The organism is Staphylococcus sp. McC-251-APC-3A2, from assembly GCF_009695665.1.
GTDB lineage: Bacteria > Bacillota > Bacilli > Staphylococcales > Staphylococcaceae > Staphylococcus > Staphylococcus cohnii.
This window is the reverse complement of the sequence record NZ_VUNO01000001.1, coordinates 397,306-422,619: the sequence shown is the minus strand read 5'-3', so window position 1 is coordinate 422,619 and position 25,314 is coordinate 397,306. Positions and strand designations below refer to the sequence as shown.

Here is a 25,314-nt window from a genome sequence, read left to right as displayed (position 1 = left end):
ATATCCCTCACTAAAAATTTAATTCTACCGCATTTAATATCGCTTGTTGTTCACGTTCGTCTTCTAGTTTATCAATAATCGTACGTTTGATGGCACGTTCTATAGGCATCACGGTAGCCAAATCACTTAAATCAATTAAAGCACGTATGCTCGCTGCTTCTTCAGATATTTGACCTTGTTTAGTCATTGTTCGTAAATCTTCATTAAAATTAATGATTTTTTGTATTGTCGTATCATCTGCTAATTGGCTTTGATCTTTAATTACATCATTTAATATATCCCCATCAATATAATCGACTTGAATGACTATAAAACGGTTTTTTAGTGCTTCGTTCATCGGTAATGTACCAATATATCCCTCATTTATTGCAGCGATTACATTGAATCCTGGAGCAGCATTAATCACTTCGCCAGTGAATGGATTTGTTAATTTTCTGCGGTAATCTAATACACCGTTTAAAATTGGTAATGTTTCTGGTTTTGCCATGTTGATTTCGTCGATATAAAGAATATGGCCTTCTTTCATTGCTTTGATTACTGGCCCATCAATAAATACAATCTCTTGAGTACCATTTTCATTTGTCTGTATAGTTTTAAAACCTAATAAACTTTCAGCATCTAAATCTACTGAACAATTGACTTGATGCATTGGTCGTTGTATTGTTTCACTTAAAGTCTCAGCTAGCTTTGTTTTTCCGGAGCCCGTTGGTCCTTTTAATAAAATATTTTTATTCAATGCCATCAATGATTTTGCATCATCAAATACTGTTTCATCTTTATTAATATATTGTGATTTCGTCATTGTTTCTTACTCCTTTAAATTTAAAATAAGTTATAAAAAATCCATTTCATTAAAAATAGACCGGGGCTTGAATAATGTTTGATATTATAGCCCTAGTCTTATTAATTTAAGCAATATTTAAAATGCACATTTTCAATAGTACATGTGTCATACTGTAAATTATATCTCTTTAAAGTAGGTTTTAAAGTAGCCACCAACAAGTCCAGAGTTGTCGATGATTTGATAATATTCTTCAGTTTCATTTATTACATCATATTGTTGTCCCACAGTTAACATGTCAGAGACTGTGAATTTTTGCGCATCTGTATGTGTAACTTCTACTTTTTTAATGGGTGTATGATCTTTCCAAGTTTCGTGTAACATTTCTAAAAATCCTCTCTTTTTTATTATGAAGTTTCTAAGGTTAAAATGAATGTAATACCACTTTTTTCAGTGATTCTTAAAGATCTTTCGCCTTCTTGATCTAACGTTTGATAAGGTATTCCTATGGATTCAAGTTCTTCAATAGTCTTTTGAAATTGTGATTTAGATTCTATTCCGAATTCGATTTGTTCTAAAATACCATGTTCAGGCATTAAAATTTCCTCGTTTGATGCGTGAATATGTAGCTCACCGCCTAAACCACCATCACCTATACGAAAAACTTGTATTTTAAAATCAGTATGATCACTAGGAGTATATTCTGCAAAATGTTCTAGGCCAAATACTCTAGTTAAAATAGATTGTGTGAGTACAATATCATTAACTTTTAAGATTACAGGTCCTAGCCTTTGAATCTGATGTAATGGGTTTACATTACTTTCGAATGTTGGTATACCTAATGGTGTGCCAGAATTATGTTCATTGGAATAAATATTAAATGTTTGACCATTTTGATCTTGGAAATTGAAGTATTTATGGCCATTTAAATCTGTAGGTGAACTGAAAGAAATTTGATGTTGTTCTAAAATAGATTGATATTCTTCAATTCCTTCATCACTTGGAACCCTCAATCCGATATTTTCAATATGGTTGTTTTTGTTAATATAGTTTGGTACTTCTACAAAATGTATACGTGTACCTGAATTTAATTCAGCATCACCAAAACGTAAAGCTTGTCCTTTATCTGCCACATTTAATCCAAGTATGTTTGAGAATAACTCTTTGGTTTTACTTAAATCATTTGTCCCTGTAGTAACACTTCTAAGACCATTCATTATATTAACCCCTCTATTCATATCTTTTCAATACATTATAACTTATTTTTCATGTTATTTGTATGATGAAGTATCTGATTGTGCTTGTATTTACAAAATTGTAATTTTTAAACATTGGAGGATTAGCAGAAATGTATTAATATAGGTATATAATAGGAATAATTATTTTATATGTTCAAATATTTATTTAAGTTACTAGAGGAGGTTGTATATATGATTGGTACATGGATTTTATTTGGTTTCACAGTACTTATTGCAGTTTATTCAGGTATTACTTTCTTTTCCAATATAAATAATAAAGCAAAACAGCAAAAAGCAAGCAAAGAAAGTATAAAGAAAAATAATATTTACGGCATTGTTTTTCTAGTGTTTTTAATTCTAGCAATTATTGAACTATTTGTATTTATTGCTTAAATAAAACGTTTTAAAATAGTCAAGAATATAAATGACAATAACGGTTGAAATCGTAAGTTCAAAATAAAGGACACATCCATTAACTACGGATGCGTCCTTTATTTTGAACATGAGATTAATATCTCTACCTTTATTTTTACTCTAGTTTTTGATAAATCATTTGCACTACCCCACTTTTGTAAACATGTGTGTCACACAAAGTTATGTTTACACGATTTTGAATATGTTCAAAAAGTGGTTTGCCAGAACCTAAAATGACTGGGTGGATTGAAAGCCTATACTCGTCAATAAGGTTAAGATTTATAAAAGTTGTGATAATATTTGAGCCACCATAGAGCCAAATATCTTTATTGCTATGCTCTTTAATTTTAAAAACCATCCCACTGATATCGTCACTATTAATAAATTTTGTTTGATCTTTATCGTTATAATGTTGGTTAGTAAACACGAATTTATGCTTGCTATGAATTTGGTCCCACATCGTTTTATCCCCAAATTGATCGTCCTTTAAATTTGGGATAAATTCGCCCCATAAATCATAACTTTTCCTACCATATATAATGGTATCAATTTGATCTAAAAAATGATTGAAGTTCATTTCTTCATCCATGATGCACCAATCAACTTCTCCATTCGGTCCTTCTATATATCCATCCAATGTAATCGCTAAATCTAAGATAATTTTATTTGTAGGCATCGTGATTACTCCTTATTTTGGTAATGTTTATTATAGTTTATAAAATTACTATTTACAATAAATCAAATGATAATAAAACCGGACAGAAATCAATATAAAAAGATTTCTATCCGGTTCATTAATCAAATTGAATAAGTATGCTTTTAATCACTAATGGTCATGTTCCGCAATAAATCAAAATTTCATTTGTATGTTAAACACTAGTAAAATGAATTGTCTCATTTGCTTGTGAAGATTTTTGTATCGCATCAATGATTGCAATTGATGGTAATGCGTCATTGACGTGTACATAATTTTGGGTATTTTCATAAATTGATTCGTAGAATTGATTTATGAGTGTCCCATGGCTTGGTCCATAATACGATTTTGTACCTGGTAGCTTTTTATCCTCAATAATATGGATTTTGTAACCTTCTTTATTGACACGTGTAAGTATATTATCTTTAATTGTAAATTTTTCATTTTTAAAAATGACTTGAAGCTCAATACTTGAATTGCCAAAATTAGCATTAGTTGCAAAAAACATACCATTTGCTCCATTTTCAAATTTTATATGAGCAGAAGCAGTATCTTCGACCTCGATACGATAATCTAACAACTGTGATACATTGCCTTTAATTGTATCAACGGGACCGCAAAGTAATTGCATTAAATCCAACGTGTGAATGGCTTGGTTAATTAATACGCCTCCTCCAGCGGTATCTAATTTACCGCGCCATGGTTTATCAGTATAATATGATTCGGGTCTGAACCAAGTAACGATTCCTTTTATACCAATGATGTCACCAAATTTGTTGCTTTTTACTATTTGTTGTAAAGTTTGAAATGTATCATTGAATCTATTTTGAAAACAAACACATATTTTAGTATTTGGATTTTTTTGTTCTAATTGTATTAATTTTAATCCTTCTTTAGCGTTGATTGATAAAGGTTTTTCTTGCAATACATGTATACCTTTTTCTACACAGGCAGTCGTCGCAGATACATGCAAATGATGCGGCAAGCAAATATGTACACAATCTAGCGCTACTTCCTCTAACATAACTTCAAAATCTGTAAAAAAAAGAGCTTTGGGTACTTTAGCTTGCAAAGCTTTATCTATATCACATGCAGCAACTAATTCTACATTGGAATTCGTCTCTATCGCGTTTAGATGTATTGCTGAAATATCACCTAGCCCTATAATTCCAATTTTCAACATATTACCAGCTCCGATTTTAAACTTTTTTAATGTGCTTCGTTTTGAATTTGTTTATTTAATGCATCCTTAAATTCTGAGGGATTTACTGGAACTGTTACTTCTTTACCTGTCCAACTAGATAAATAAATAGCGTTTACTAGATTCACGCCGTTTATACCATCTTTTCCAGGTGCAATTAGAGGCGTATCATCAATGATATTAGCAGCGAAATTTTCTAACACATTAATATGCTGTTCACCCCATACACTTTCAAATTCAAATGTTTCTTGCTCATAAATATTTTCTAAACCATTGCCTTTAAAAATTTCAGCTGCTTCTTTCCAAGTCATATTTCGATTCATTTGTGTCTCGGATTCTTTCAAACGTGTCAAAGTTATTGTTTTACTATCTTCAACTAATATTTTCCCTTTATCACCTGTGATTTCTAAACGGTCAGTGCCAATGATGTCATGGGTACATGTAATGAACACACCCGTCGCACCATTTCCATAATCTAGTATGGTTGTAACATCATCATCAACTGCTAAATCACGCTGATAGCCATATTTAATATTTGCAAATACAGATTTTGGCATACCACATAGCCACTGTAATAAATCAATTTGGTGTGGTGCTTGATTTACTAAAACGCCTCCACCTTCTTCTGACCAAGTTGCTCTCCATGAACTTTGATCATAGTAAGCTTGAGGACGCCACCAAGTAGTAATAATCCAATTCGTGCGACGAATATTTCCTATTTCACCGGCGTCAATGAGTGATTTTACTTTTTGATAAAGTGGATTTGTGCGTTGATTAAAGAATATAGCAAATGTTAAATGTGGTTTGGATGTTGCTAATTCACTTATTTCTTTCACTTTTTCAGCATAAATATCAGCCGGCTTTTCAAGTAAAGCGTGAATATCCCGTTTTAAGGCTTCTTTACCTATCTCAGTATGCAGATAATGAGGAACGGTTGTAACAATTGCATCAACATTCCCACTTTCTAGCATAGCGATATAATCATTATAAAATGGTACATTAGGATACTGTTTTTCTACTTCACTTTTCTTTTCAGTATTGATGTCACAAATCGCACCAATTTCAATTTGTGGTATTTTACCAGCTTTAATAAATTCAGCATACGTACTACCTTGAGCGCCCAAACCAATAATGCCTAAACGAATTTTTTTCATTGTGTATTCTCCTTTTTATTTATATTAGATAATATTTTCAAAAGTGCTTCATATTGCATTTTGTATCCTTCTGCGCCATCTTTTGCAGCAGAATTTTGAATTGTTTCAGTTGAATGTTCTAATTCTAAGTCTTTAATAGCATCAAAAACCACAAGGTGAGGTTCAAGTGTTAAGAAACCTTGATAACCTGATTCAAAAAATTGTACTAAGATACTTTCAATCTGACCATCACCTGTACCACAAAGCACATTAAAATTATCTTTATATACTGCATCTTTAATGTGGATATACGCTGTGTCATCTGAAAGTAAGTCATAACAGTCTTGTGTATCTTCTCCACATTGAACAAAATTCGCAAAGTCAAATATCGCCTTGAAATTTGGAGAGTTTACTTCATCAAGAATAAATTTACATCGACGAGCAATATCACCGAAAATATCTTTTTCATTTTCATGTAACAGTATAATATTGTATTGCTCAGCGATTTTTGCAAATTCTTTTAATTTTGAAATCACAATATCTTTATAAGCATCAAAATTGTCCTCTTTAGGAATGTAAAAACTAAAGATTCTAATATACTGACAATTGAGTAATTGACTTATTTCACATAATGTTTTGAGCATTGCTAATTGTTTTTTAAATGCATCTTCATCGTTTATATAAATTTTACCGATTGGTGAACCTATAGAAGAAACGCCAATGTCCCATTGCTTTAAGCGAGGAACTACATCTTTCTTAATCATTTCTACTGAGTAATCACCAATATTTTTATCATTAATACCACGTAAGGAAATATATCTCATGCCTAGCTCATTTACCGTTTTTAACTGTGTCTGAAAATCTGAAGCGATTTCATCAGAAAATCCAGAGATCTCAATATTTTTAAACATCGTATCAACATCCTCATCATTTTTGGTAGCGCTTACTTATTCGATGATAAATAAGCACATATTTCTTATTTAAAAGCATATGTTAAAACCAAGATTTATAACCTAAATCATATAAATGGTTACGGCTAATTGTTAAACAATCATATGGATCTTCGCCGTATAGTTCGTCTTGTTCAACAAAGAAATATTCACTGCCGCTCTCACGTCCAATTTCAATAATATCTTTAAGCGGTAAAGTACCTTTTCCTAATTCAGCAAATTGAGTAATCATATGCAACATATAATATATTTTTTCATGACCTTCCCCAGGATATTGCGACATATCTATTTCGCCTACACGATAATCTTTAAGATGTATAGCACGAATACGATTCGCATATTTTGGTATGACATCTATGGGATTCAGTCCTGCTCTCCAAATCCAATGTACATCTAACTCGAAACCTAAATAATGAGTATTGTCTCTCATTAAATCAAGCATAAACTGTCCATTGTATTGAACAAATTCTAAATTATGCGCATGATAGTATAAATCAATTCCTTCATCTTTAAGTCTTTTGGCATAAGTTTCACAGATTTCAGCAAATTGTAAGGTGCTTTCTTTAGACCCCATATAGTTAATTGGTAACATCCCTATTCTCAATATAGAACAGTTTACAGCTTTACAGTCTGCTATAATTTTATCGAAATCATTTTGTAAAGTATCTCCAGGATATTTTTGTTTAGCAGATATATCCTCTACACCACAGGACATTGCTGCAATATTCATACCGAAATCATTAATAGCTTGTTGCATTTCTTCAATGTTTTGTGAATTCATGTCGATTTGAGAAACCTCGACCGCATTATAACCTAAATCACTGACTTTCTTCAGCACGTTATACAATCCTTCTTCTTGTACTTTTTGTTTGAGCATCATCATTTGAACGCCAATTTGTGTAGATGTCATATTCATTCTTCCTTTCAAAAATATTTATATTTTAGTGTTATAATATAATTATAATTTGAGGGAAAATTAACAACATTGTAAATCATGGAAAAAAGTATGTTTTTTGAGCAGGAGGGATACGTTCATGAAAAATAGAGAAGAATTTGTCCATCAATTTGATACTATTTCACTACCTTTTGAAGGTAAATACGCCGCATGGCATAGAATAAGTGATGGACATTTTGGAAATGAATTACACTATCATGATCATTATGAAATATTTTTTTCATTATCTGGAAATTTGCGTTATACCATAGAAGGACAATCTTTTAATTTAGAGGTTGGTTCAATGCTTATTATCCCACCGTATGAATTTCACCGTTTGGATGAACAAATGGATGGTCATGCAGAGCGTATTGGATTGAGATTTGATGCTAAAATATTAAATGAACTTTCCGTAGAAAATTGTGATCTGAGCATGTGTTTTGATAAATATTCACCAAAGTTTAAATATCTACTGCAATTATCGGAATCTCAAAAAAGAGAATTATATTATTTGTTACAAGGTTTAATTAATGAGCAAGATAATCAAGCTTTTGGTAAAGCATTAGCAGCTAAGTCTTTACTTACTCAGTTTTTAATCATACTTAATAGGACAGCAATAGAAAATGAAGATATTGTTGATTATAGTGATGACCCATCTAGTCATTTAGTTAGACAGGTATTAGATTATATGGAATTGCATTACAGTGAAGACATTTCATTAGAGCAACTTGAAAATAAGTTCTTTGTAAGTCGACACAAAATAACACAACAATTCACAAAACTGGTTGGTTATCCACCTTATCGTTATTTACTAAATTTACGTTTACGAAATGCTCAAAGATTATTAAAAAAAGGAGAAAATCCACAACAAGTAGCAACCAATTGTGGTTTTACTGATTATTCGAATTTTTACAGAAGATTTAAAACATCATATGGTTGTAGTCCACGCGAATTTTTACAGCAATATGATAATCATTAACGTAAAATCAATTCATAACTAATGCATTAAAATATTCAGAGCAACATAAACTAATAAACCAGCCATGACAAAATTAAATAAGCGCTCATGTGCTGCTATAAATGATTTAAATAAAGTGCCCAAAATACCCCAACTCAAAGTGCCAAAAAATCCAATAATAGCCAATAAAATAATAAATGGTAATTGTTCTAGCCAATGCGTATAAAATGGTGTAATAAAAGTGGAAATCACTGTTAAAGCATAAATGATTCCTTTAGGATTAATGAATTGCAGCATTACACCAGATTTTAAACCACTTAGTTCGTGATTAAAAGTTTGTTTCGTCCCATAAATAGAACTCATGGAAATTTTAAAAGCTAAATAAAGTAAATATATAAATGCAAATATTTTCATCCATAATTCAATTTTAGGAAAAACAGCATGCATTGTTGTGTTAAATATATTAGATAGTAATAATAAAAATAGAAAACCTAATCCTACACCAATTGAAAATCGCAAACTACTTTTGAAATTAAAATTTTGAGAAAAAAATAATGCCATAATATTATTTGGTCCAGGTGTAAAGCTTGCTACAATGGCATATATAAGCATAGATATTGTTAACATTATAACTCCCCCTATTCACAAAAACACTATAATGTCCGAATTTACGTTATAGTGTTCGGTCTTTAAATTATATGCTTTGTACGTTATATTGTAAATAGAGGTGTTAAAATTGATGAGAGAAATAAATGATATTATTGCTGAAAATTTAAAATTATATAGAAAACAAAATGGATATTCGTTAGAACAATTATCAGAAGCCACTGGTGTAAGTAAAACAATGTTGGGACAAATAGAACGTAAGATATCTATTCCATCTATCACTACATTATGGAAGATAGCAAATGGTTTAAAAATATCTTTTACAGAATTAACACAAGAAAATGGAAATGTTATACAGAAAATAAGTTTAAATGAAATACAACCTTTAATCTCAGATGATAATAAATACAAAGTATTTCCTCTATTTAAGTTTGATATTGAAAAGAAATTTGAAAGCTATATGGTTATTATTGAAGGTGAAGGTGAAATGAATGGATCACCCCATGGATCAAATACAATGGAATATATCACAGTCTATGAAGGTACCTTAACACTTATATTAGACGGGGAAACCTTTGTTATTCATAAAAATGAAGCTATTAAATTTAATGGAAATATGTTCCATCAATACTTAAATCAGCACAACGTAGCTGTACGATTACATATGACTATTCATTATTAATAAGTAATAACATAAATTGATTGAAATGACTGTTTTTACAGTTTTTTCATGTTTGATGATATGGGTATGCTTAATTTGATATATTAAATGAGGCAATATTAAGGACTGATTCAGAGATAGAAATCATTTTATATTGCTCTCTTTTATCTATTGATTTATTCAACATCATAAATACCATCACTGTTTAATTAACATATATTATAATATTGGCAGCGATTTATGACGACTCCTGCGGGAATAGCACTAGCCGAAGACTATAGGCTAAGGCAGTGTCCGCGGAAGCGTGCATAAAAGAAACTGCCAACAAAGTCGGAGACTTTGCCGACAGTCTGAAAGCACCTAAATTATTTGGGTGCTTTTGTTTTATATTCAAATATTACAATGACTTTCAACAGTAAAATAATACTAGAGCGCGCATTTGATTGTTATCAAAAAATGAAATAAACACATAAAAATACAACGACGCTGAACGCCGTTGTATTAGGGTTAGTAAACTATTTTGTGTTGTGGATTAAGATTCTAATAGTAAATCTTCAGGATTTTCAATTAATTCTTTAATAGTTTTTAAGAAACCTACTGCTTCTTTACCATCGATGATTCTGTGATCATAACTTAATGCAATATACATCATCGGACGGTTTTCAATTGTATCTGCATCGATAGCAATTGGACGTGTAATAATAGAATGCATACCTAGAATCGCAGCTTGGCTACCATTAATAATTGGTGTAGACATCATTGAACCAAAGATACCGCCATTTGTAATAGTAAACGAACCATTTACCATGTCATCTAAACCTAATTTTTTATCACGTGCTTTGATAGCTAAATTAGCAATTTCATCTTCAATTTCGGCAAAGTTTTTCTTATCACAATCTCTTACAAATGGTACTAGTAAACCATCATCTGTAGATACTGCAACACCGATATCATAGAATTGTTTAGTAATCATGTCTTCACCATCAATTTCAGCGTTTACTTCAGGGTATTTTTTCAAAGCTGCTACTGATGCTTTTGTAAAGAATGACATAAATCCAAGTTTTGTGCCATCATGATCTTTAATGAACTGTTCTTTTTTACGTTTACGTAAGTTCATCACATTTGTCATGTCTACTTCATTAAATGTCGTTAGCATTGCTGTATTATTAGATACTTCTAATAATTTTTTAGAAGCTGTTTTCTTACGGCGAGACATCTTTTCTCTGATAACTGGTTTTGTTGGGTTTTGTTGAGCTGCTTGTTTTTTAGGTTCTTCTTTTGTTGATGATTGTGCAGCTTGTTCATTTTTATTATTTTGTGTTTGATCGACATGTTCTTTTCTAACAACGTCATTTGATTGTGTTGCTACTTCTGATAAGTCAATGCCTTTTTCACGAGCATATTTACGTGCAGATGGTGTCGCATTAACACGTTGTCCTTTATCTTGTGAATCGTCAGTAGTGCTATCATTATCCTTTTGAGATTCTGATTCTGTTTGTGGTTGCTCTGATTCTTCCTTACTAGTAGATGCTTGTGATTCAGAATTGTCTTGTTTTGGTGCTTCTGAATTATTATTGCCACTTCCTTCGCCTACAACAGCGATAGATTGGCCAACTTCTACAGTATCACCTTCATTTGCAAGTAATTCTTGCAATACGCCAGCTTCTTCAGAAACAACTTCGACGTTTACTTTGTCTGTTTCTAATTCAAGGATAGCTTCACCTTTATCTACACTATCACCGACTTGTTTTAACCATTCTGCAATGGTACCTTCTGTAATGGATTCTGCTAATTCTGGAACTTTTACCTCTGGCATGCTTAACTTCCCCCTAGTTAAATTTTGTGCTTTGTTCGATTATCATATTTTGAACAAGTTTGTGTATTTCTCCATCACCTTCAGCAGGAGCTGAACGTTGAATACGGCCATGATAACTTAAATCGTATTTATCAGTTGTTAATTCTTTTAGATATGGATAAACAAATGACCAAGCGCCTTGGTTCTTAGGTTCTTCTTGTACCCAAGCTACATTTTCTAAATTAGGTAATTCATTTAGTAACGTTTCAATTTCTTCAGCTGGGAATGGATACAATCTTTCCACGGCAACTAATAAAATTGAATTGTTTGGATTTTTTGCTAAATATTCTTTTAAATCAATAAACATTTTACCTGAAGCTAGAATAACTTTTTTAACAGCATCCTTATCATGTTCTTCTGGTAAAATTGGTTCGAATTTTCCAGATGTAAATTTATCAATTGGATCAGCAACCGTTTTATTACGTAAGAGACTCTTAGGAGACATTACCACTAGTGGTCTCATTGATTGTGTACCTAAGCTAGCAGCTTGAGCTCTCAGTAAATGGAAGTAGTTGCTTGAGCTTGATAAGTTTACTACTGTAGCGTTATTTTCTCCAGCTAATTGTAAAAATCTTTCTAGACGTGCCGATGAATGTTCAGGGCCTTGACCTTCAAATGAATGAGGTAAGAATAGTGTTAAACCTGAACGTTCGCCCCACTTGGCTCTAGCACTAAATAAGAAGTTGTCGAATATCATTTGAGCCATATTAGAAAAATCTCCATATTGTGCTTCCCAGATTGTCATACAATCTTTATTTTGCACATTATAACCATATTCAAAACCAACAACCGCTGCTTCTGATAGTGGCGAATTACGCACTTCAAAAGTTGCTTTTTGTCCTGGGACATTGTGTAGTGGGATATATTCTTCACCTGAATCAGGGTCGTGAAGTACGGCGTGACGGTGACTGAATGTACCACGTTCACTATCTTGTCCAGTTAAGCGAATAGGTGTACCTTTTTGAGTGATTGTTGCGAAGGCTAATTGTTCTGCTTGAGCCCAATCAACTAATCCTTCTTCGCTCTCAAAAGGTTCTCTTCTTTTCTCTAAGACTTTATTTAATTTTTTAAGAACATTAAAGTTAGATGGATATGATAGCATTGCATCATTAATTTCTTTAAGTTGTTCATAACTTACATCCACATCGACACTTTGGAGTGGTTCTGCAAGACTATCTGGTTTTTGCATATCAGGATTATCCATCTTGTCGTTTTTATCTATTTCATCATGAGCGGCACGGAGTTCTTTTTGAACTTCATCAAAGATTTGATTCATTTGATCTTCAGAAATAATATTATCTTGAACTAATTGATGACCATAAAGTACATCAACAGGGTCATGTTTTCGAATATTGTGGTATGGTAACGGATTGGTAATGGATGGTTCATCCATCTCATTGTGTCCATATCGACGATATCCAACCAAATCAATGACAACATCTTTATGGAATTCTTTTCTAAATGCCATAGCGATTTCAATTGCCTCAATTGTTGCTTCAACATTATCCGCGTTAACATGCATGATAGGAACATCATAACCCTTTGCAACATCAGATGAATAAGTTGTGGAACGACCATCTTCTGGCTCAGTTGTAAAGCCAATTCTATTATTGGTGATGATGTGAAGTGTACCGCCTGTTGAATAGCCATCCAAATTTTCCAAATTCATGGCTTCGAAGTTAATACCTTGCCCTGGATATGCAGCATCACCATGAATTAATATCGGCATAGATTTATAGAAATCAGTGTGAACAGCTCCAGCCTTATCAGTATCATCTTGATTTGCACGTGTTTTACCTAAAACAACCGGTGCAACTATTTCAAGGTGACTTGGGTTGTTCGCAAGAGAAATACGTTGCTCACTGCCATATGAATTTGTAGTTTTGACACCACCTAGATGGTATTTCACATCTCCCGACCAACCTGAAGTTAATTCTAAACTGCCATCTTTCGGTAGGAACTTCATTGGATCAGTATGCATGAATTCTGAAATCATCATTTGATACGGTTTTTCTAACACATGTGTGAGTACATTTAATCTACCACGGTGGGCCATACCTATTTGTATGTTTTGAATGCCTTCATCACTAGCAAGTCTTAATGTCTGTTGTAACATTGGAACTAGTGTGTCTACACCTTCTATAGAGAAACGTTTTGCGCCCACAAAATTTTTGTGTAAATATTTTTCGAAGCCTTCTACATGTGCTAAGTTTTTAAATAATTCAATCTTTTGATTATCGTTTAATGTTGCTTTGTATGGTGTTTCTATTCTACGTTTTAACCATACACGTTCCCTATTGTTATTGATATGTGTATATTCAAATGCAATAGGGCCTTTATAACGTTTTTCCATACGAACAATAGCTTCATAAGCATTATCGTAAATATCTTTAAAGTGTTCAGATACGATACCTGCTGAAATTGATTCTAATGTTTCTCTATCCAAATTAAAATCTTCAATATTTAATTTGGGAAGATTTTCTCTTACAGGTTTGTTAACTGGATAAATATCTGCCAATAAATGCCCATATTGACGTATGTTATCTATGAGACGCATAACACGTTTAATCGTGCTATCAGCTTTAGTCGCATTTTGTTGACCTTCAGCTGTATTTGTTGCGATGTTTGCTTCACCGTTTTTGATTGTACTAAATAGGACTTGTAAATCTTCAGGGACTGAAGCAGGATCATTCAAATACAAATCATATAAATCTAAAATGTATCCAAGATTTGCCCCGAAATTTACAGGTGCCTGGGTAACCTGACTTTCGTTGCTCATATTACACCCTCCACAAAATAGTTAAAACGCTTACAAATCAATAATAGCATTAAATATAACCAAATTAAAGTGTCAATAACTAGTTATATGAAAAAAGCAGAACCTGATTTTATTTGGCTCTGCTAATTGTATTTTCATTTTATAGCGTAACATATTTTCTGTCGAAATAGTAACCGGTTAAAAATCAAAATGTGATTTTAAATGTCGTGTATTTTCCTACTTCACTTTCTACATGAATCGTACCATGATTTAATTCAATGATTTTTTTTGCTATCGATAAACCTAAACCGTTTCCTCCTAATTTTCTGGAACGAGATTTATCTACTCTATAGAATCTATCGAAAATAAAATCTATATCTTCTTTTGGAATACCAACGCCATGGTCAGTGATTTCTATTGATATTTGTTTGTTTCGCAGGTTTGTCTGAATTTGAATATATTTATTAACTTGATCATATTTCATAGCGTTATCAATAAAGATAACTAATACTTGTTCGAATTGATAACGATCTATTTTTATATTAAGTGGTTTATGATACGGTTCAAATTCAAAAATATAATCTTGATGTAGCTGTTTTAAAGATTTAATTCTAGAAGTTATCTCTTGATTAATTTCTACGCTTTCTGTTTCGTTTTCTTTACTGTTGTTATTATCTTTTGTTAATAATAATAATTCTTCAACTAATTTTGTAATTCTAGTCATCTCTTCTAAGGATATATCGAGAGATTCTTCAAGAATTGCTGCATCTTTTTTGCCCCAACGCTGTATCAAATTCAAGTGTCCTTGAATAATTTGTAATGGTGTCCGTAGCTCATGAGAAGCATCTTCAACAAATTGTCGCTGTTGATTAAATGACTCTTCCAATTGAAACATCATTTCATTAAAGGTAACGATTAAATTATCTGTTTCTTCATAATTTGTAACTAGATCAACTTTTTCTTGGAAACCATCACGACGAATTTGCTGCATTTTATTAGACATTAAGATTAATGGTTTTGTAATTTGTGCAGAGAAGAAGTAACTTACCATTGCAGTGATAAAAGTAGCAATAACCCCAAATATGAGTGCAATAAAATATAGTGAATTAACAAGTGCATTATAATTTTCTAAAGAATGAATGATTACACTATATCCTTTGAAGTGCTGCGTATTAATTCGATTTGTTATAATTAAATAATCGTTGTTATGATAATTTTTTATCAAAGCAGTATTGATTTCTTTAGGTTTAAAATTGGGTGAATAAACGATATCGTTATCATTTGAAGTTTCTATTTGTTTTTCACCTTTTTTATCAAAAAGAATCACTTTTTGAAAATTACCTAACGATGCATTTAAATCTAATTGCGTAATATCATTCAATTGTTTAGTTTCAAATAGTTGAATGATATCCGATGAACTTCTTTCTGCTTCGCTAAGTTCATTGTGACGTAATGCATTACTTAGAAAGAATATAATAATTAAACTGAAGATAAAAATTGTTGAAAATGTAATGGTTGTTGTGATAATCATCCACTTAGTTTTTAATTTACGCTGTTTCATTTTCTAACCACGTATCCCACACCACGTACAGTTTCGATAATTTTATCTTTGCCATATGGTTTAAGCTTATTTCTTAAATAACGTATATATACATCAACAACATTTGTTTCAACTTCTGAATCATAGCCCCACACATCTGCGATAATTTGCTCTCGCTGTAATACATGATTACGATTTTCAGCTAATAAGGTCAATAAATCATATTCTGTTTTCGTCAAATCTAAAGTATTACCATCTACAGTGACTTTAAAGCCATCTCTATCTATAATAATGCCTTGCATGTCTATGATGTTTTTTTGTGGCTGTCTACGTAACATTGCTCTAATTCTTGCTAATAATTCTTCAATATCAAATGGTTTTACTATATAATCATCTGCCCCATAATCTAATCCTGCTACTTTATCATAAGTATCACTTTTAGCTGTGATAATAATTATAGGAGTGGTTTTATTTTGTCTTACTTGTCTACAAATTTCTAAACCATTAATATTTGGTAACATCAAGTCTAACAAAATTAAATCGTAATCATTGGTTAAAGCTTTCTCTAACCCAGGTTTGCCATCATATTCAATATCTACTACATAATTTTCGTGTTCTAATTCTAGTTCGATGAAACGAGCAAGATTTTGTTCATCTTCAACAATTAAAATTTTTGTCATTAGCTTACACCTCAAAATATATAATATATGAAATAACAGTTTATAGAAAGTAACAGGGTATTAAAAATACAATAAGATAGTGAAGATAATTAAGTGTAACAATGTTGAAATAAAAGATCAGAAAAATTTTTGAAATCTAATTGACAATTATTCTCAGTATTGTATAATGTAATTGAAAATGATTATCAATACTACATAGACATTCCCCCCACACATATTTGTTTTAGTAGGAATGATCATTTTCGTAAATATCCCCTTTTATATGCCCGTAAAAGACTAACGTTGTAAAACAACGTATATATAAAAATCGGTTTTGCAGTGTGAAATCGGTTTTTATAATAATTTTTGACACAATTAAATTAAGTTTGAGATAAAATCATTTCAGACGAATTTAAAAAAGGCAATTTCTATTTTTGTATAGAAATTGCCTTTTTCTCTATTTTATTGTGATTTAACTTCTCAAGGTGTAATTATCATTTATATTTTTAACTTGTGTCTTAATATCAATGTTGATAAAACGACGCAAAAAGCACCACCAATAATACCAGCAATGATATCTGTAGGATAATGCACTCCTAGATATACTCTTGATGATGAAATTAAAATAATAAATAGTGCTGAAAGACCTATCATTATCCCTTTTGTTTTCCCTTTTAAGACACGATTAGCAATGTAAATGGTACTGCCAAAGAAAGCAGCTGAGCCCATTGCGTGTCCACTTGGAAAACTAAAACCAGAGATATCTATAAGTCGTAATAATGTAGGTCGTTCTCTATCAAATATATTTTTTAATAATGGATTTAAAGTACTTGATAAACTCATAGCTATAGCAAAGAAAAGTGCCTCTATATTTAACTTTTTTAGCATTAAATAGGCGATGAGTAATAATGATAAACAAACCATTGCCCATACTTCACCGATTTTAGTTACTCCTAAGAAAAATGTGGTAGTTATGAAGCTTTCAGAAGAATATATAAATTCGTAAACTTCATTGTCTATCCATTTTCCTAATCTAGATTCATGGAAGGATGCAATAATGCCAAAAATTAATGTAAAAATAATGAGTAGACTTATTCTTTTCCAACGACTCATTGCGTATCCTCCCTATTATTAGTTATTTGCATCATTAACAATTTTATGAAATAAATCTTGGCGTGTAAAACTTTCTTTGTATGTTTGCATTTGAGTGATGATTGATTCACGTTGTGTTTCAATATCTTTTAACTGATCGATAAGTTTATGTTCAGTTAAAGTGTCTTCTGGAATCGTTCTTCCAAAACCTTTAGATTCAAAATTTTTCGCATTGTCAATTTGATCTCCTCTTGATTGGTCGAGACCTAAAGGAATTAAGAGCATTGGAATTCTTAATGCTAAGAACTCATATATAGCGTTTGAACCAGCACGGCTAATAACTGTATCTGTTATCGCTAATAAGTCAGTTAAATCGTCTTTAACAAATTCAAATTGAACATAACCTTCTTTATGCGTTAAGGATTGATCTAGCAGTCCTTTGCCAGTTAAGTGAATGACTTGATAATTTTTTAATAATGCATCTAAATTATCTCTAATTATATCATTTAACTTTTTACTGCCAAGGCTTCCCCCCATGATTAATAAAACTTTTTTATCATCTTTAAATTCTGTTAATTGATAGCCTCTATTTTTATCACCGCTTTTTAAATCTTCACGTACTGTAGCACCTACAAAATCTGCTTTTTCACTAGGAAGATATTGCAATGTATCTTCAAAAGTCGTATAAATCTTTTTAGCGAATTTTAAAGCAATTTTATTTGCTAAACCTAGTGTTAAATCAGACTCATGTACGATTGTTGGAATTTTCAAAGATTTAGCAGCAATAACTACTGGCACAGATACAAAACCGCCTTTTGAAAATAATAGGTCAGGACGTTCTTTTTTTAATATTCGTCTTGAATCGAATATACCTTTTAAAACTTTAAAAATATCTTTGATATTTTCAAAAGAGATGTATCGTCTTAATTTACCACTTGAAATTTTATGGTATGGAATCTCTGGTAATTGAGATTCAATCATTTCTCGTTCCATACCATTTTTTGATCCAATATAAAAAGCTTCATGTCCTTCCTCTATAGCTGTTGGAATTAAACTAAGATTTACAGATACATGTCCAACAGTACCGCCACCAGTAAATGCGATTTTTGTCATATTATTACCTCTATTCTTCTAATTTTTTATAATAGGCATAGAATGGTTCCCCTTTGTCGAAAGGAGGATAATCAATATTTACTTCACCTAATTTGATAAAGCCAAATTTTTGGAATAATCCTTGAGCACGTTTATTCAATGCAAAAGTGTCAGTTAACATTACATGTACATTATCTTTTAACGCAAGGTTAACAGCAAAATCAAATAACTTTGTTGCAGCACCCTTATATTCTGATGAGGCTGCTAATCTATGAATAACGTATGCATTTTTTCTATCAATTGGCCATGCCAGTTCATCATACCATTCAGATTGTTGTTGGTCGACAACTATAAAGGCATAAATTATCTCATTTTCTTCTAGTACAAAAAGTGAGTCTTTACTAATATCATCTTTAAAATGTGATTTCAATGGATATTGTTCATCCCATTGTGTGTTATTTTCTTGTTTCATTATTGATTTTGCTTCTTCTACAATCGTTAAAATAGTTGGTAAATCTTTTATAGTACCTAATCTTATCATGGGGATTTCACCTCTTTAATTTAATTTATTTAATAAAGTTTTTAATACAGTATCTTCTTTATTAGCTTTATTAACTAAAGCTTGAGTGAATTTATCATTGGTTTGTTTATCAAACTTTCCATTAACTGTTAAATTATTATCTTTTTGGAATGATTTAACAGCATCTTCTAAATCGTTATCAAAGATTTTAGATTTATTATTAGTCTCATAGTTTAATGCAGATAGACCTATTTTTATTGTTTTTATATGTTTGTCTTCGTCACCCAATTGATAAGTTTGTGTATTAGGTATGACATTTAATGATTGATATTCAGGTTCTTTAATTTTTGTATCAGGCGTAATACCTTTTCCGTGAATATAATGGGATTTTGGTGTTAGCCATTTCATATTCGTAAATTTTAATAACGAACCGTCATCAAATTCATGCGTTGTTTGTACAATACCTTTACCAAAAGTTTTTGAACCGTAAACTTTGGCTTTATTATAATCCATCATTGCACCTGTGAATACTTCAGATGCACTGGCTGAACCTTTGTTTACTAAAATTGAAACATCCATATCTTTAGCTTCTTTGGTAGCGTCGTTTGATGTTTTTATTTGTTCTTTTTGATCGCCTTTTTCAAGTTGAACTGCAGTTTTATCTTTATCTATAAAAATATTCACCATTTTCACAGCTTCATCAAGTAATCCACCGGGATTATTACGTAAATCGAGAACAATTTTTCTAATTCCATCTTTATGCGCTTTAATAATTAAAGATTTTAACTCACCTGATGTACTACTTTGGAATTTATTAATTGTAAACACACCAGTATTTCCATGTTTTTCATATTCTACACTCTTAACGTGTATTTTATCTCTTTTAATAGTGATTTCGTGTGCTTGATTCGCTCTTTCAATTGTTAATGTGACTTTTGTTCCTTGTTTTCCACGCACTTTTTTGACAATAGCTTCAAGTGGTTGTCCTTTAATAGACTTACCATTTACCTTAGTCACTACATCTTTAGGTTGAATGCCAGCTTTTTCCGCAGGGGAGTTTTTCATCGGGCTTGTAATTTGGATTTTATCTCCTTTTTTTTGCATTTCTGCACCGATACCTACAAAATCACCTGAGACATCTTCGTTAAACGATTTAGACTCCTTTTTTGTCATATACTCTGAATATGGATCATCTAAATCTTTAACCATCCCTTTAATTGCAGATTCAGATATTTTTTCTGAATCAGTATTTTTATAATATTCTTTATTTAAAATACGATAGACATCTTCAACTTTTTTCATTTCAGCTTTTTGCTTTCCATCCAGTCCACTTGTCCAGTGCATGACTGCTATGGTTGCAAAGACCGTTAAAACTGCTGTTATGAGCACAATACTTATGATTGTTAAAATAAAATTTTTACGTTTAAAGCTTAATTTTTTAGTGGGCTGTTTGTTATTTGCATCGTCAGTTTTAGTTTCTTTGTTGTGTTCATTTTCCATGTCTGATCTTTCCGACATTTTATCACTTCCTAAATATATGTATGTTTCAAATCAAAATTTTATTGATTTGAAAATAAAAGTAGCTGGGATTGAATCATTAAAGATTAATCCCAGCTCTCTATGATACTCTATTATTTTAATATACTTTACTATATTCGCTCAAATATAAACTAAGACTAAAATTTTAACCATTCAGTATATTCTTCATATAAACTATCAAAAACAGACATTGAAACGGTGTAATTTCCTTGCATTTCAATGTAATCAGATAGTGCATGAAAATCTTTTTCCTGTCGTGGAAAAGACAAATCATCAAAAATTTCTTCTGCTAATTCGCCTTTTTCGTCTTTTCGACCACGTGCTGTTAATGCAAATTGATAAAATGAATGATCTTTCATTAGTTCATTGTCACATCTATAATTTTAGTTTCACCTTTAGTTACTGAAGTTACATCGTCGGTAATTGCAATTGATGATGTGTTATCTGAGTTTGTAACAATAATCGGAGAAATAACTGATTTAGCATTTTCTTTAATATAATCTAAATCAAAACGTAATAATGGGTCTCCAACATTAACAGTATCGCCACTTTCAACTAATACTTCGAAACCTTCCCCATCAAGTTGAACTGTATCTAAACCAATATGAACAAGTAGTTCAAGTTCATTATCAGCTTGTAAACCAATAGCGTGTTTTGTTGGGAAGATATTATCTACTTTACCATTGATTGGAGAAACAACTTCACCGTCAGTTGGATTCACTCCGAATCCCTCTCCCATCATTTTTTGTGCAAACACTGGATCTGGAATATCTTCTATTTTTACATATTCTCCTGTAATAGGTGCATATACACTTGTTTCTTTGTCGACTTCTTTACCTTTACCAAATAATTTTTTAAACATGTCTTGTTCGCTCCTTATTTTTCAAAATGTGATATTAAATCTTCATAGCCTAATTCTTCTAGTTTGTCATATGGTATGAATTGAACAGCAGCAGAGTTAATACAATATCTTAAACCACCGCTTTCAGTTGGACCATCATTGAAAACATGTCCTAAATGACTGTTTGCATCTTCAGAGCGTACTTCTGTCCGTACCATACCAAATGTTTTGTCAACAAGCTCTATGATTTCTTCATCATCTAAAGCTTTTGAGAAACTAGGCCAACCACAGTCTGATTCAAATTTTTCTTCTGAGGTAAATAAAGGTTTACCAGAAATTTTATCAACATAAATCCCTTTTTCAAAATGATTCCAATACTCATTTTGAAATGGAGGTTCAGTTCCATCTTCTTGTGTTACCAAATATTCTATTTCAGTTAAATCATTTTTATTTTTTTTAATCATATTGTTTCCCCCAATGTTTTTCTATAAAACTTTTACGGCCAGAACCACGCTGATATTGCTCATAATGTAGTGGATTCTTTTTATAATAATCTTGATGATATGATTCAGCAGGGTAAAAGTTTTTGTATGGTTTTATGGGTGTAATTACAGGGTTGTTGAATATTGCCTGCTCATTTAATTCTTGAATTTTTGCTTCTGCGGCCTTTTTTTGCGCTTCATTATGATAAAAAATAGCTGGTTGATAATGTTCGCCTCTATCAAAAAATTGACCACCGTTATCAGTAGGATCAAATGTCTTAAAATAAACATCCAAAATGTTTTCGAAGGTAGTGATTTCAGAGTTATATGTGATTTGTACTGCTTCTACATGACCGGTTTGTCCACGGCTAACATCTTCATAAGAAGGATTTTCAACATGTCCACCACTATAGCCAGAAACAACATTTTCAATGCCTGGATAAGATGTGAATGGTTTTACCAAACACCAGAAACAACCTCCAGCTAATGTCGCATATGCCATGGTATACCTCCTTTTTTATTATCTTGTCATTAAGTTATCATTAATTCCAGAGATAAGCTATTAAATTGTTTTGAAAATTTAACAAATGAAAGAATAATTAAAACGAACCTTAATTTATTATAAATTAGTTTATGATTTTAAAACAACTAGACCTATTGCACCTTCTCCAGTATGTGTAGATATTATAGGAGTTGTAACATTTGTATCATATTCAGTGACATTAAATTCTTCGGTGAAATGTTTTTTTATTTTATCCACAAATTCTAAAATATTTGCATGCGCGATGCCTATTGATTTAATTTTTTTATCACCTAAAAAAGTGCTGATTTCTTTTTTTAGAAATTGAATACTACCATTTTGAGTACGGGAATTATGAATTAATTCAATTTTACCATCATCAAGCGTTCCAATTGGCTTGATTTTCATCATATTACCTATTAATCCTTTAGTTTTACTGATTCTACCGCCTTTGATTAATTGATTTAATTGACCAATCACGACGTATAATTTTATATTACTCTGTAAATCTGTGATTTTTGAAACAATTTCTTCTGATGAAAACCCTTGATTATTCCAATCAACTACATGTTGAACTTGATACCCTAATCCAAATGAAATAGATTTTGAATCTATAACAGTTACTTTGCTATCTGTCATTTGGCTTGCTTGTAGCGCAGTCTGATACGTACCACTAAGTCCTGATGTCATATGAATACTAATGATTTCAGAACCATCTTTGCCTAATTCATCATATAATTCAATAAAATTACCAATCGCTGGTTGACTTGTTTTTACATCAGCATTTTCTTCCAACTTTTCAATATATTCTTCAGAGGAAATGTCTACTTGATCTACATATGACTTGCCATCAATAGTTAAATTAAGCGGGATGACATGTATATCATTATCTTGTAAATAAGTATGAGATAAATCTGATGTTGAATCAGTTACAATTTTCATTTTCATATTATTTCCTCCTATGTTGTTTTTTTATGAACTAAATGTAGAAATGTATGGGGAATCGTATTATTTTCATCTAATTCTCCCGGAATAGAAGATTCCACTTCCCAGTCTTCAAATGTATAAGGTGGAAAGAATGTATCGCCATTATATTTATCTTCAATAACAGTAATATACATATCATCGACTTTATCAATCATTTCTTCAAATAATGTTTGACCACCAAAAATGAAAACATGACCGGATAAATTAAATATTTCGTCAATTGAGTGGATAACTTCCACACCATCATGCGCAAATGATTTATTTCTTGTTAGTACTACATTTTTTCTATTAGGAAGAGGTTTTCCTATAGAATCAAATGTTGCACGTCCCATAACAAGCGTATTGCCAGTTGAGAGTTTTTTAACATGCTTTAAATCATTTGGTAAATGCCATGGTAATTGATTATTAACTCCAATAACACGTTGCTGATCGTGAGCAACCAGTATAGAAAGTGTCATAATTTCCCTCCTAATAGTAGTATGATTTCAGTAAGTAAAACGTTCTCAGCATAAAGTATATATTAAATAAACATTAAAATTAAATATTCTATTATTTATACTGCTATTGGTGCCTTAATTGCTGGGTGTGATTCATAATTAACAATTTCTAAATCTTCATAATTAATGTCGAAGATAGAGACATTTGAATTTATTTTAAGTTGTGGTGGCGCATAGCTAGTACGAGACAACTGTGTTTCTATGGCGTTTATATGATTCGTATAAATATGAGCATCCCCAAACGTGTGTATAAATTCTCCTACTTCTAAATCACATTCTTTTGCGATTAAATGTGTCAGTAAACTGTAACTAGCTATGTTAAATGGTACACCCAAAAAGATATCTGCACTTCTTTGGTATAATTGGCAACTTAATTTACCATCTTGGACATAAAACTGAAACATTGTGTGACAAGGTGGTAATGCCATAGTATCAATTTCAGTTGGATTCCATGCTGAAACAATATGACGTCTTGAATTTGGGTTGTTTTTAATTTGTTCGATAACAGTTTTTAACTGATCAAAGTGATTGCCATTTTTATCTTCCCAATCGCGCCATTGTTTGCCATAAACATTACCCAGATCACCATACTTGTTTGCAAAAGCTTCATCGTTTAAAATTTGCTCTTTAAATTTACGCATTTCTTCTTTATATTTTTCATTAAATGCCTCATCCGTTTGTGCTCTATGACCAAAATTTGTCATATCTGGTCCTTTATAATCAACTGATTTAATATAATTTTCAAACGCCCATTCATTCCATATATTATTATTATATTGGAGTAAATATTTAATGTTTGTATCGCCTTTGATAAACCATAGTAATTCAGTTGCAATCAATTTAAAAGATACTTTTTTGGTAGTTAGCAATGGAAAACCTTCTGACAAATCAAATCTTAATTGATGGCCAAACTTTGAAATAGTACCTGTATTTGTGCGGTCTTCTTTTTGTTTTCCTATGTCTAATATTTCGTTACAAAGATCATGATAGGATTGATCAAATTTATTTAACATGTGGAACACACTCCTTTCAACAGCATAGTTATTTTTATTTAATCATATTTTAAAATACCAATAATTTAAAGAGATAACTACTAGTAAAACAAAAAATATAATTGGAATTTGAGCATTATATTTATGTATTCAATTAATGACTTGTGTTTTGAAAGGCTTAGTGACACAAGTCTGTTATTCTAAATATTGTGATAAACAATCAAAAGTAAAATCAACTTTTTAAATAGTTAATCCTATACTAATGGGATGGTCAACCATATCAGTCAAAACAACAAAATATGTTCATTAATGAAATGCATGATAAAGTCAGAAATTATGTGTATAGCATTAAAGCAATTTAAGGCTGAGA

Annotated in this window: 27 protein-coding genes; 3 read left to right on the top strand and 24 right to left on the bottom strand. The window is 31.2% G+C overall.

Going from position 1 to position 25,314, the window contains the following annotated elements:
* Positions 1-10: 10 nt before the first annotated feature.
* From FYJ81_RS02175 to FYJ81_RS02165, 3 genes are all read right to left on the bottom strand, one after another.
* Positions 11-802: an ATP-binding protein gene (locus FYJ81_RS02175; RefSeq protein WP_107385792.1), complete on the bottom strand. Its 792-nt coding sequence runs from the start codon at positions 800-802 to the stop codon at positions 11-13.
* A gap of 159 nt (positions 803-961) precedes the next feature.
* Entirely contained in the window at positions 962-1,165 is a 204-nt protein-coding gene (locus FYJ81_RS02170) for a DUF6501 family protein (protein ID WP_107383923.1), read from the bottom strand.
* 23 nt (positions 1,166-1,188) lie between these two features.
* Positions 1,189-1,998 carry a VOC family protein gene (locus tag FYJ81_RS02165; protein ID WP_154409251.1) on the bottom strand — a complete coding sequence of 270 codons (810 nt, stop codon included), beginning with the start codon at positions 1,996-1,998 and terminating at the stop codon, positions 1,189-1,191.
* Positions 1,999-2,211: 213 nt separating this feature from the next.
* Between FYJ81_RS02165 and FYJ81_RS02160 the strand changes: the two genes are divergently transcribed.
* Positions 2,212-2,412, top strand: a complete 201-nt coding sequence (locus FYJ81_RS02160; RefSeq protein WP_107385794.1) for a Mid2-like cell wall stress sensor domain protein — start codon at positions 2,212-2,214, stop codon at positions 2,410-2,412.
* A gap of 136 nt (positions 2,413-2,548) precedes the next feature.
* Here FYJ81_RS02160 and FYJ81_RS02155 read toward each other — a convergent pair whose 3' ends face one another.
* The 5 genes from FYJ81_RS02155 to FYJ81_RS02135 all read right to left on the bottom strand — a co-directional run bounded on the left by FYJ81_RS02155 (position 2,549) and on the right by FYJ81_RS02135 (position 7,321).
* Positions 2,549-3,109: a dihydrofolate reductase family protein gene (locus tag FYJ81_RS02155; RefSeq protein WP_107383921.1), complete on the bottom strand. Its 561-nt coding sequence runs from the start codon at positions 3,107-3,109 to the stop codon at positions 2,549-2,551.
* Positions 3,110-3,302: 193 nt separating this feature from the next.
* Complete coding sequence (locus tag FYJ81_RS02150; RefSeq protein ID WP_154409250.1) at positions 3,303-4,310, bottom strand: Gfo/Idh/MocA family protein; 1,008 nt, start codon at positions 4,308-4,310, stop codon at positions 3,303-3,305.
* 26 nt (positions 4,311-4,336) lie between these two features.
* Entirely contained in the window at positions 4,337-5,482 is a 1,146-nt protein-coding gene (locus tag FYJ81_RS02145) for a Gfo/Idh/MocA family protein (protein ID WP_107385796.1), read from the bottom strand.
* Positions 5,479-6,372, bottom strand: a complete 894-nt coding sequence (locus FYJ81_RS02140; protein ID WP_154409249.1) for a sugar phosphate isomerase/epimerase family protein — start codon at positions 6,370-6,372, stop codon at positions 5,479-5,481. The genes FYJ81_RS02145 and FYJ81_RS02140 overlap by 4 nt, the downstream gene beginning before the upstream one ends.
* Positions 6,373-6,454: 82 nt before the next feature.
* On the bottom strand, positions 6,455-7,321 hold the full coding sequence (locus tag FYJ81_RS02135) for a sugar phosphate isomerase/epimerase family protein (protein ID WP_107385797.1): 867 nt from the start codon (positions 7,319-7,321) through the stop codon (positions 6,455-6,457).
* A 124-nt stretch (positions 7,322-7,445) separates the two neighbouring features.
* On the opposite strand from FYJ81_RS02135, the gene FYJ81_RS02130 reads away from it, so the two are divergent.
* Positions 7,446-8,324 (top strand): AraC family transcriptional regulator, encoded by an 879-nt coding sequence (locus FYJ81_RS02130; RefSeq protein WP_107505125.1) that lies wholly within the window; start codon positions 7,446-7,448, stop codon positions 8,322-8,324.
* 18 nt (positions 8,325-8,342) lie between these two features.
* On the opposite strand, the gene FYJ81_RS02125 is transcribed toward FYJ81_RS02130, so the two are convergent.
* The gene (locus FYJ81_RS02125) at positions 8,343-8,930 is read right to left on the bottom strand and encodes a LysE family translocator (protein ID WP_107383915.1); all 588 of its coding nucleotides are present in this window, start codon (positions 8,928-8,930) and stop codon (positions 8,343-8,345) included.
* A 112-nt stretch (positions 8,931-9,042) separates the two neighbouring features.
* Between FYJ81_RS02125 and FYJ81_RS02120 the strand changes: the two genes are divergently transcribed.
* Positions 9,043-9,591: a helix-turn-helix domain-containing protein gene (locus tag FYJ81_RS02120; RefSeq protein ID WP_107385799.1), complete on the top strand. Its 549-nt coding sequence runs from the start codon at positions 9,043-9,045 to the stop codon at positions 9,589-9,591.
* Positions 9,592-10,102: 511 nt separating this feature from the next.
* On the opposite strand, the gene sucB is transcribed toward FYJ81_RS02120, so the two are convergent.
* The 15 genes from sucB to FYJ81_RS02045 form a co-directional block, all read right to left on the bottom strand.
* Entirely contained in the window at positions 10,103-11,386 is a 1,284-nt protein-coding gene (gene sucB / locus FYJ81_RS02115) for a dihydrolipoyllysine-residue succinyltransferase (RefSeq protein WP_107385800.1), read from the bottom strand.
* A 13-nt stretch (positions 11,387-11,399) separates the two neighbouring features.
* Complete coding sequence (locus tag FYJ81_RS02110; protein ID WP_107385801.1) at positions 11,400-14,204, bottom strand: 2-oxoglutarate dehydrogenase E1 component; 2,805 nt, start codon at positions 14,202-14,204, stop codon at positions 11,400-11,402.
* 184 nt (positions 14,205-14,388) lie between these two features.
* Positions 14,389-15,744, bottom strand: coding sequence for a HAMP domain-containing sensor histidine kinase (locus tag FYJ81_RS02105; RefSeq protein WP_154409248.1), 1,356 nt, complete (start codon positions 15,742-15,744; stop codon positions 14,389-14,391).
* On the bottom strand, positions 15,741-16,403 hold the full coding sequence (locus FYJ81_RS02100; RefSeq protein WP_107385350.1) for a response regulator transcription factor: 663 nt from the start codon (positions 16,401-16,403) through the stop codon (positions 15,741-15,743). The genes FYJ81_RS02105 and FYJ81_RS02100 overlap by 4 nt, the downstream gene beginning before the upstream one ends.
* 477 nt (positions 16,404-16,880) lie before the next feature.
* The gene (locus FYJ81_RS02095) at positions 16,881-17,495 is read right to left on the bottom strand and encodes a phosphatase PAP2 family protein (protein ID WP_019468963.1); all 615 of its coding nucleotides are present in this window, start codon (positions 17,493-17,495) and stop codon (positions 16,881-16,883) included.
* A gap of 18 nt (positions 17,496-17,513) precedes the next feature.
* The gene (locus FYJ81_RS02090; protein ID WP_154409247.1) at positions 17,514-18,587 is read right to left on the bottom strand and encodes an undecaprenyldiphospho-muramoylpentapeptide beta-N-acetylglucosaminyltransferase; all 1,074 of its coding nucleotides are present in this window, start codon (positions 18,585-18,587) and stop codon (positions 17,514-17,516) included.
* A 10-nt stretch (positions 18,588-18,597) separates the two neighbouring features.
* Positions 18,598-19,107: a GNAT family N-acetyltransferase gene (locus FYJ81_RS02085; protein WP_154409246.1), complete on the bottom strand. Its 510-nt coding sequence runs from the start codon at positions 19,105-19,107 to the stop codon at positions 18,598-18,600.
* Between the two features lie 15 nt (positions 19,108-19,122).
* Positions 19,123-20,604: a S41 family peptidase gene (locus FYJ81_RS02080; protein WP_107517989.1), complete on the bottom strand. Its 1,482-nt coding sequence runs from the start codon at positions 20,602-20,604 to the stop codon at positions 19,123-19,125.
* A gap of 158 nt (positions 20,605-20,762) precedes the next feature.
* A complete protein-coding gene (locus FYJ81_RS02075; RefSeq protein ID WP_107385806.1) occupies positions 20,763-20,984 on the bottom strand; it encodes a YozE family protein in 222 nt (73 codons plus the stop codon).
* On the bottom strand, positions 20,984-21,487 hold the full coding sequence (locus tag FYJ81_RS02070; RefSeq protein WP_107385807.1) for a PTS sugar transporter subunit IIA: 504 nt from the start codon (positions 21,485-21,487) through the stop codon (positions 20,984-20,986). Before FYJ81_RS02070 ends, FYJ81_RS02075 begins: the two co-directional genes overlap by 1 nt.
* A 14-nt stretch (positions 21,488-21,501) precedes the next feature.
* Positions 21,502-21,930: a peptide-methionine (R)-S-oxide reductase MsrB gene (gene msrB, locus FYJ81_RS02065; protein WP_107385808.1), complete on the bottom strand. Its 429-nt coding sequence runs from the start codon at positions 21,928-21,930 to the stop codon at positions 21,502-21,504.
* Positions 21,923-22,450: a peptide-methionine (S)-S-oxide reductase MsrA gene (msrA, locus tag FYJ81_RS02060; protein WP_107385363.1), complete on the bottom strand. Its 528-nt coding sequence runs from the start codon at positions 22,448-22,450 to the stop codon at positions 21,923-21,925. Before msrA ends, msrB begins: the two co-directional genes overlap by 8 nt.
* A gap of 129 nt (positions 22,451-22,579) precedes the next feature.
* Positions 22,580-23,416, bottom strand: coding sequence for a DegV family protein (locus tag FYJ81_RS02055; RefSeq protein WP_107386621.1), 837 nt, complete (start codon positions 23,414-23,416; stop codon positions 22,580-22,582).
* A gap of 11 nt (positions 23,417-23,427) precedes the next feature.
* Positions 23,428-23,913, bottom strand: coding sequence for a dihydrofolate reductase (locus FYJ81_RS02050; RefSeq protein WP_154409245.1), 486 nt, complete (start codon positions 23,911-23,913; stop codon positions 23,428-23,430).
* A 95-nt stretch (positions 23,914-24,008) separates the two neighbouring features.
* Positions 24,009-24,965, bottom strand: a complete 957-nt coding sequence (locus FYJ81_RS02045; RefSeq protein ID WP_107386623.1) for a thymidylate synthase — start codon at positions 24,963-24,965, stop codon at positions 24,009-24,011.
* Positions 24,966-25,314: the final 349 nt, after the last annotated feature.

Coding starts and splice junctions, on each gene's coding strand:
- FYJ81_RS02175 (WP_107385792.1), bottom strand. CDS start 802: ATGACGAAATCACAATATATTAATAAAGATGAAACAGTATTTGATGAT.
- FYJ81_RS02170 (WP_107383923.1), bottom strand. CDS start 1,165: ATGTTACACGAAACTTGGAAAGATCATACACCCATTAAAAAAGTAGAA.
- FYJ81_RS02165 (WP_154409251.1), bottom strand. CDS start 1,998: ATGAATGGTCTTAGAAGTGTTACTACAGGGACAAATGATTTAAGTAAA.
- FYJ81_RS02160 (WP_107385794.1), top strand. CDS start 2,212: ATGATTGGTACATGGATTTTATTTGGTTTCACAGTACTTATTGCAGTT.
- FYJ81_RS02155 (WP_107383921.1), bottom strand. CDS start 3,109: ATGCCTACAAATAAAATTATCTTAGATTTAGCGATTACATTGGATGGA.
- FYJ81_RS02150 (WP_154409250.1), bottom strand. CDS start 4,310: ATGTTGAAAATTGGAATTATAGGGCTAGGTGATATTTCAGCAATACAT.
- FYJ81_RS02145 (WP_107385796.1), bottom strand. CDS start 5,482: ATGAAAAAAATTCGTTTAGGCATTATTGGTTTGGGCGCTCAAGGTAGT.
- FYJ81_RS02140 (WP_154409249.1), bottom strand. CDS start 6,372: ATGTTTAAAAATATTGAGATCTCTGGATTTTCTGATGAAATCGCTTCA.
- FYJ81_RS02135 (WP_107385797.1), bottom strand. CDS start 7,321: ATGACATCTACACAAATTGGCGTTCAAATGATGATGCTCAAACAAAAA.
- FYJ81_RS02130 (WP_107505125.1), top strand. CDS start 7,446: ATGAAAAATAGAGAAGAATTTGTCCATCAATTTGATACTATTTCACTA.
- FYJ81_RS02125 (WP_107383915.1), bottom strand. CDS start 8,930: ATGTTAACAATATCTATGCTTATATATGCCATTGTAGCAAGCTTTACA.
- FYJ81_RS02120 (WP_107385799.1), top strand. CDS start 9,043: ATGAGAGAAATAAATGATATTATTGCTGAAAATTTAAAATTATATAGA.
- sucB (WP_107385800.1), bottom strand. CDS start 11,386: ATGCCAGAGGTAAAAGTTCCAGAATTAGCAGAATCCATTACAGAAGGT.
- FYJ81_RS02110 (WP_107385801.1), bottom strand. CDS start 14,204: ATGAGCAACGAAAGTCAGGTTACCCAGGCACCTGTAAATTTCGGGGCA.
- FYJ81_RS02105 (WP_154409248.1), bottom strand. CDS start 15,744: ATGAAACAGCGTAAATTAAAAACTAAGTGGATGATTATCACAACAACC.
- FYJ81_RS02100 (WP_107385350.1), bottom strand. CDS start 16,403: ATGACAAAAATTTTAATTGTTGAAGATGAACAAAATCTTGCTCGTTTC.
- FYJ81_RS02095 (WP_019468963.1), bottom strand. CDS start 17,495: ATGAGTCGTTGGAAAAGAATAAGTCTACTCATTATTTTTACATTAATT.
- FYJ81_RS02090 (WP_154409247.1), bottom strand. CDS start 18,587: ATGACAAAAATCGCATTTACTGGTGGCGGTACTGTTGGACATGTATCT.
- FYJ81_RS02085 (WP_154409246.1), bottom strand. CDS start 19,107: ATGATAAGATTAGGTACTATAAAAGATTTACCAACTATTTTAACGATT.
- FYJ81_RS02080 (WP_107517989.1), bottom strand. CDS start 20,604: ATGTCGGAAAGATCAGACATGGAAAATGAACACAACAAAGAAACTAAA.
- FYJ81_RS02075 (WP_107385806.1), bottom strand. CDS start 20,984: ATGAAAGATCATTCATTTTATCAATTTGCATTAACAGCACGTGGTCGA.
- FYJ81_RS02070 (WP_107385807.1), bottom strand. CDS start 21,487: ATGTTTAAAAAATTATTTGGTAAAGGTAAAGAAGTCGACAAAGAAACA.
- msrB (WP_107385808.1), bottom strand. CDS start 21,930: ATGATTAAAAAAAATAAAAATGATTTAACTGAAATAGAATATTTGGTA.
- msrA (WP_107385363.1), bottom strand. CDS start 22,450: ATGGCATATGCGACATTAGCTGGAGGTTGTTTCTGGTGTTTGGTAAAA.
- FYJ81_RS02055 (WP_107386621.1), bottom strand. CDS start 23,416: ATGAAAATGAAAATTGTAACTGATTCAACATCAGATTTATCTCATACT.
- FYJ81_RS02050 (WP_154409245.1), bottom strand. CDS start 23,913: ATGACACTTTCTATACTGGTTGCTCACGATCAGCAACGTGTTATTGGA.
- FYJ81_RS02045 (WP_107386623.1), bottom strand. CDS start 24,965: ATGTTAAATAAATTTGATCAATCCTATCATGATCTTTGTAACGAAATA.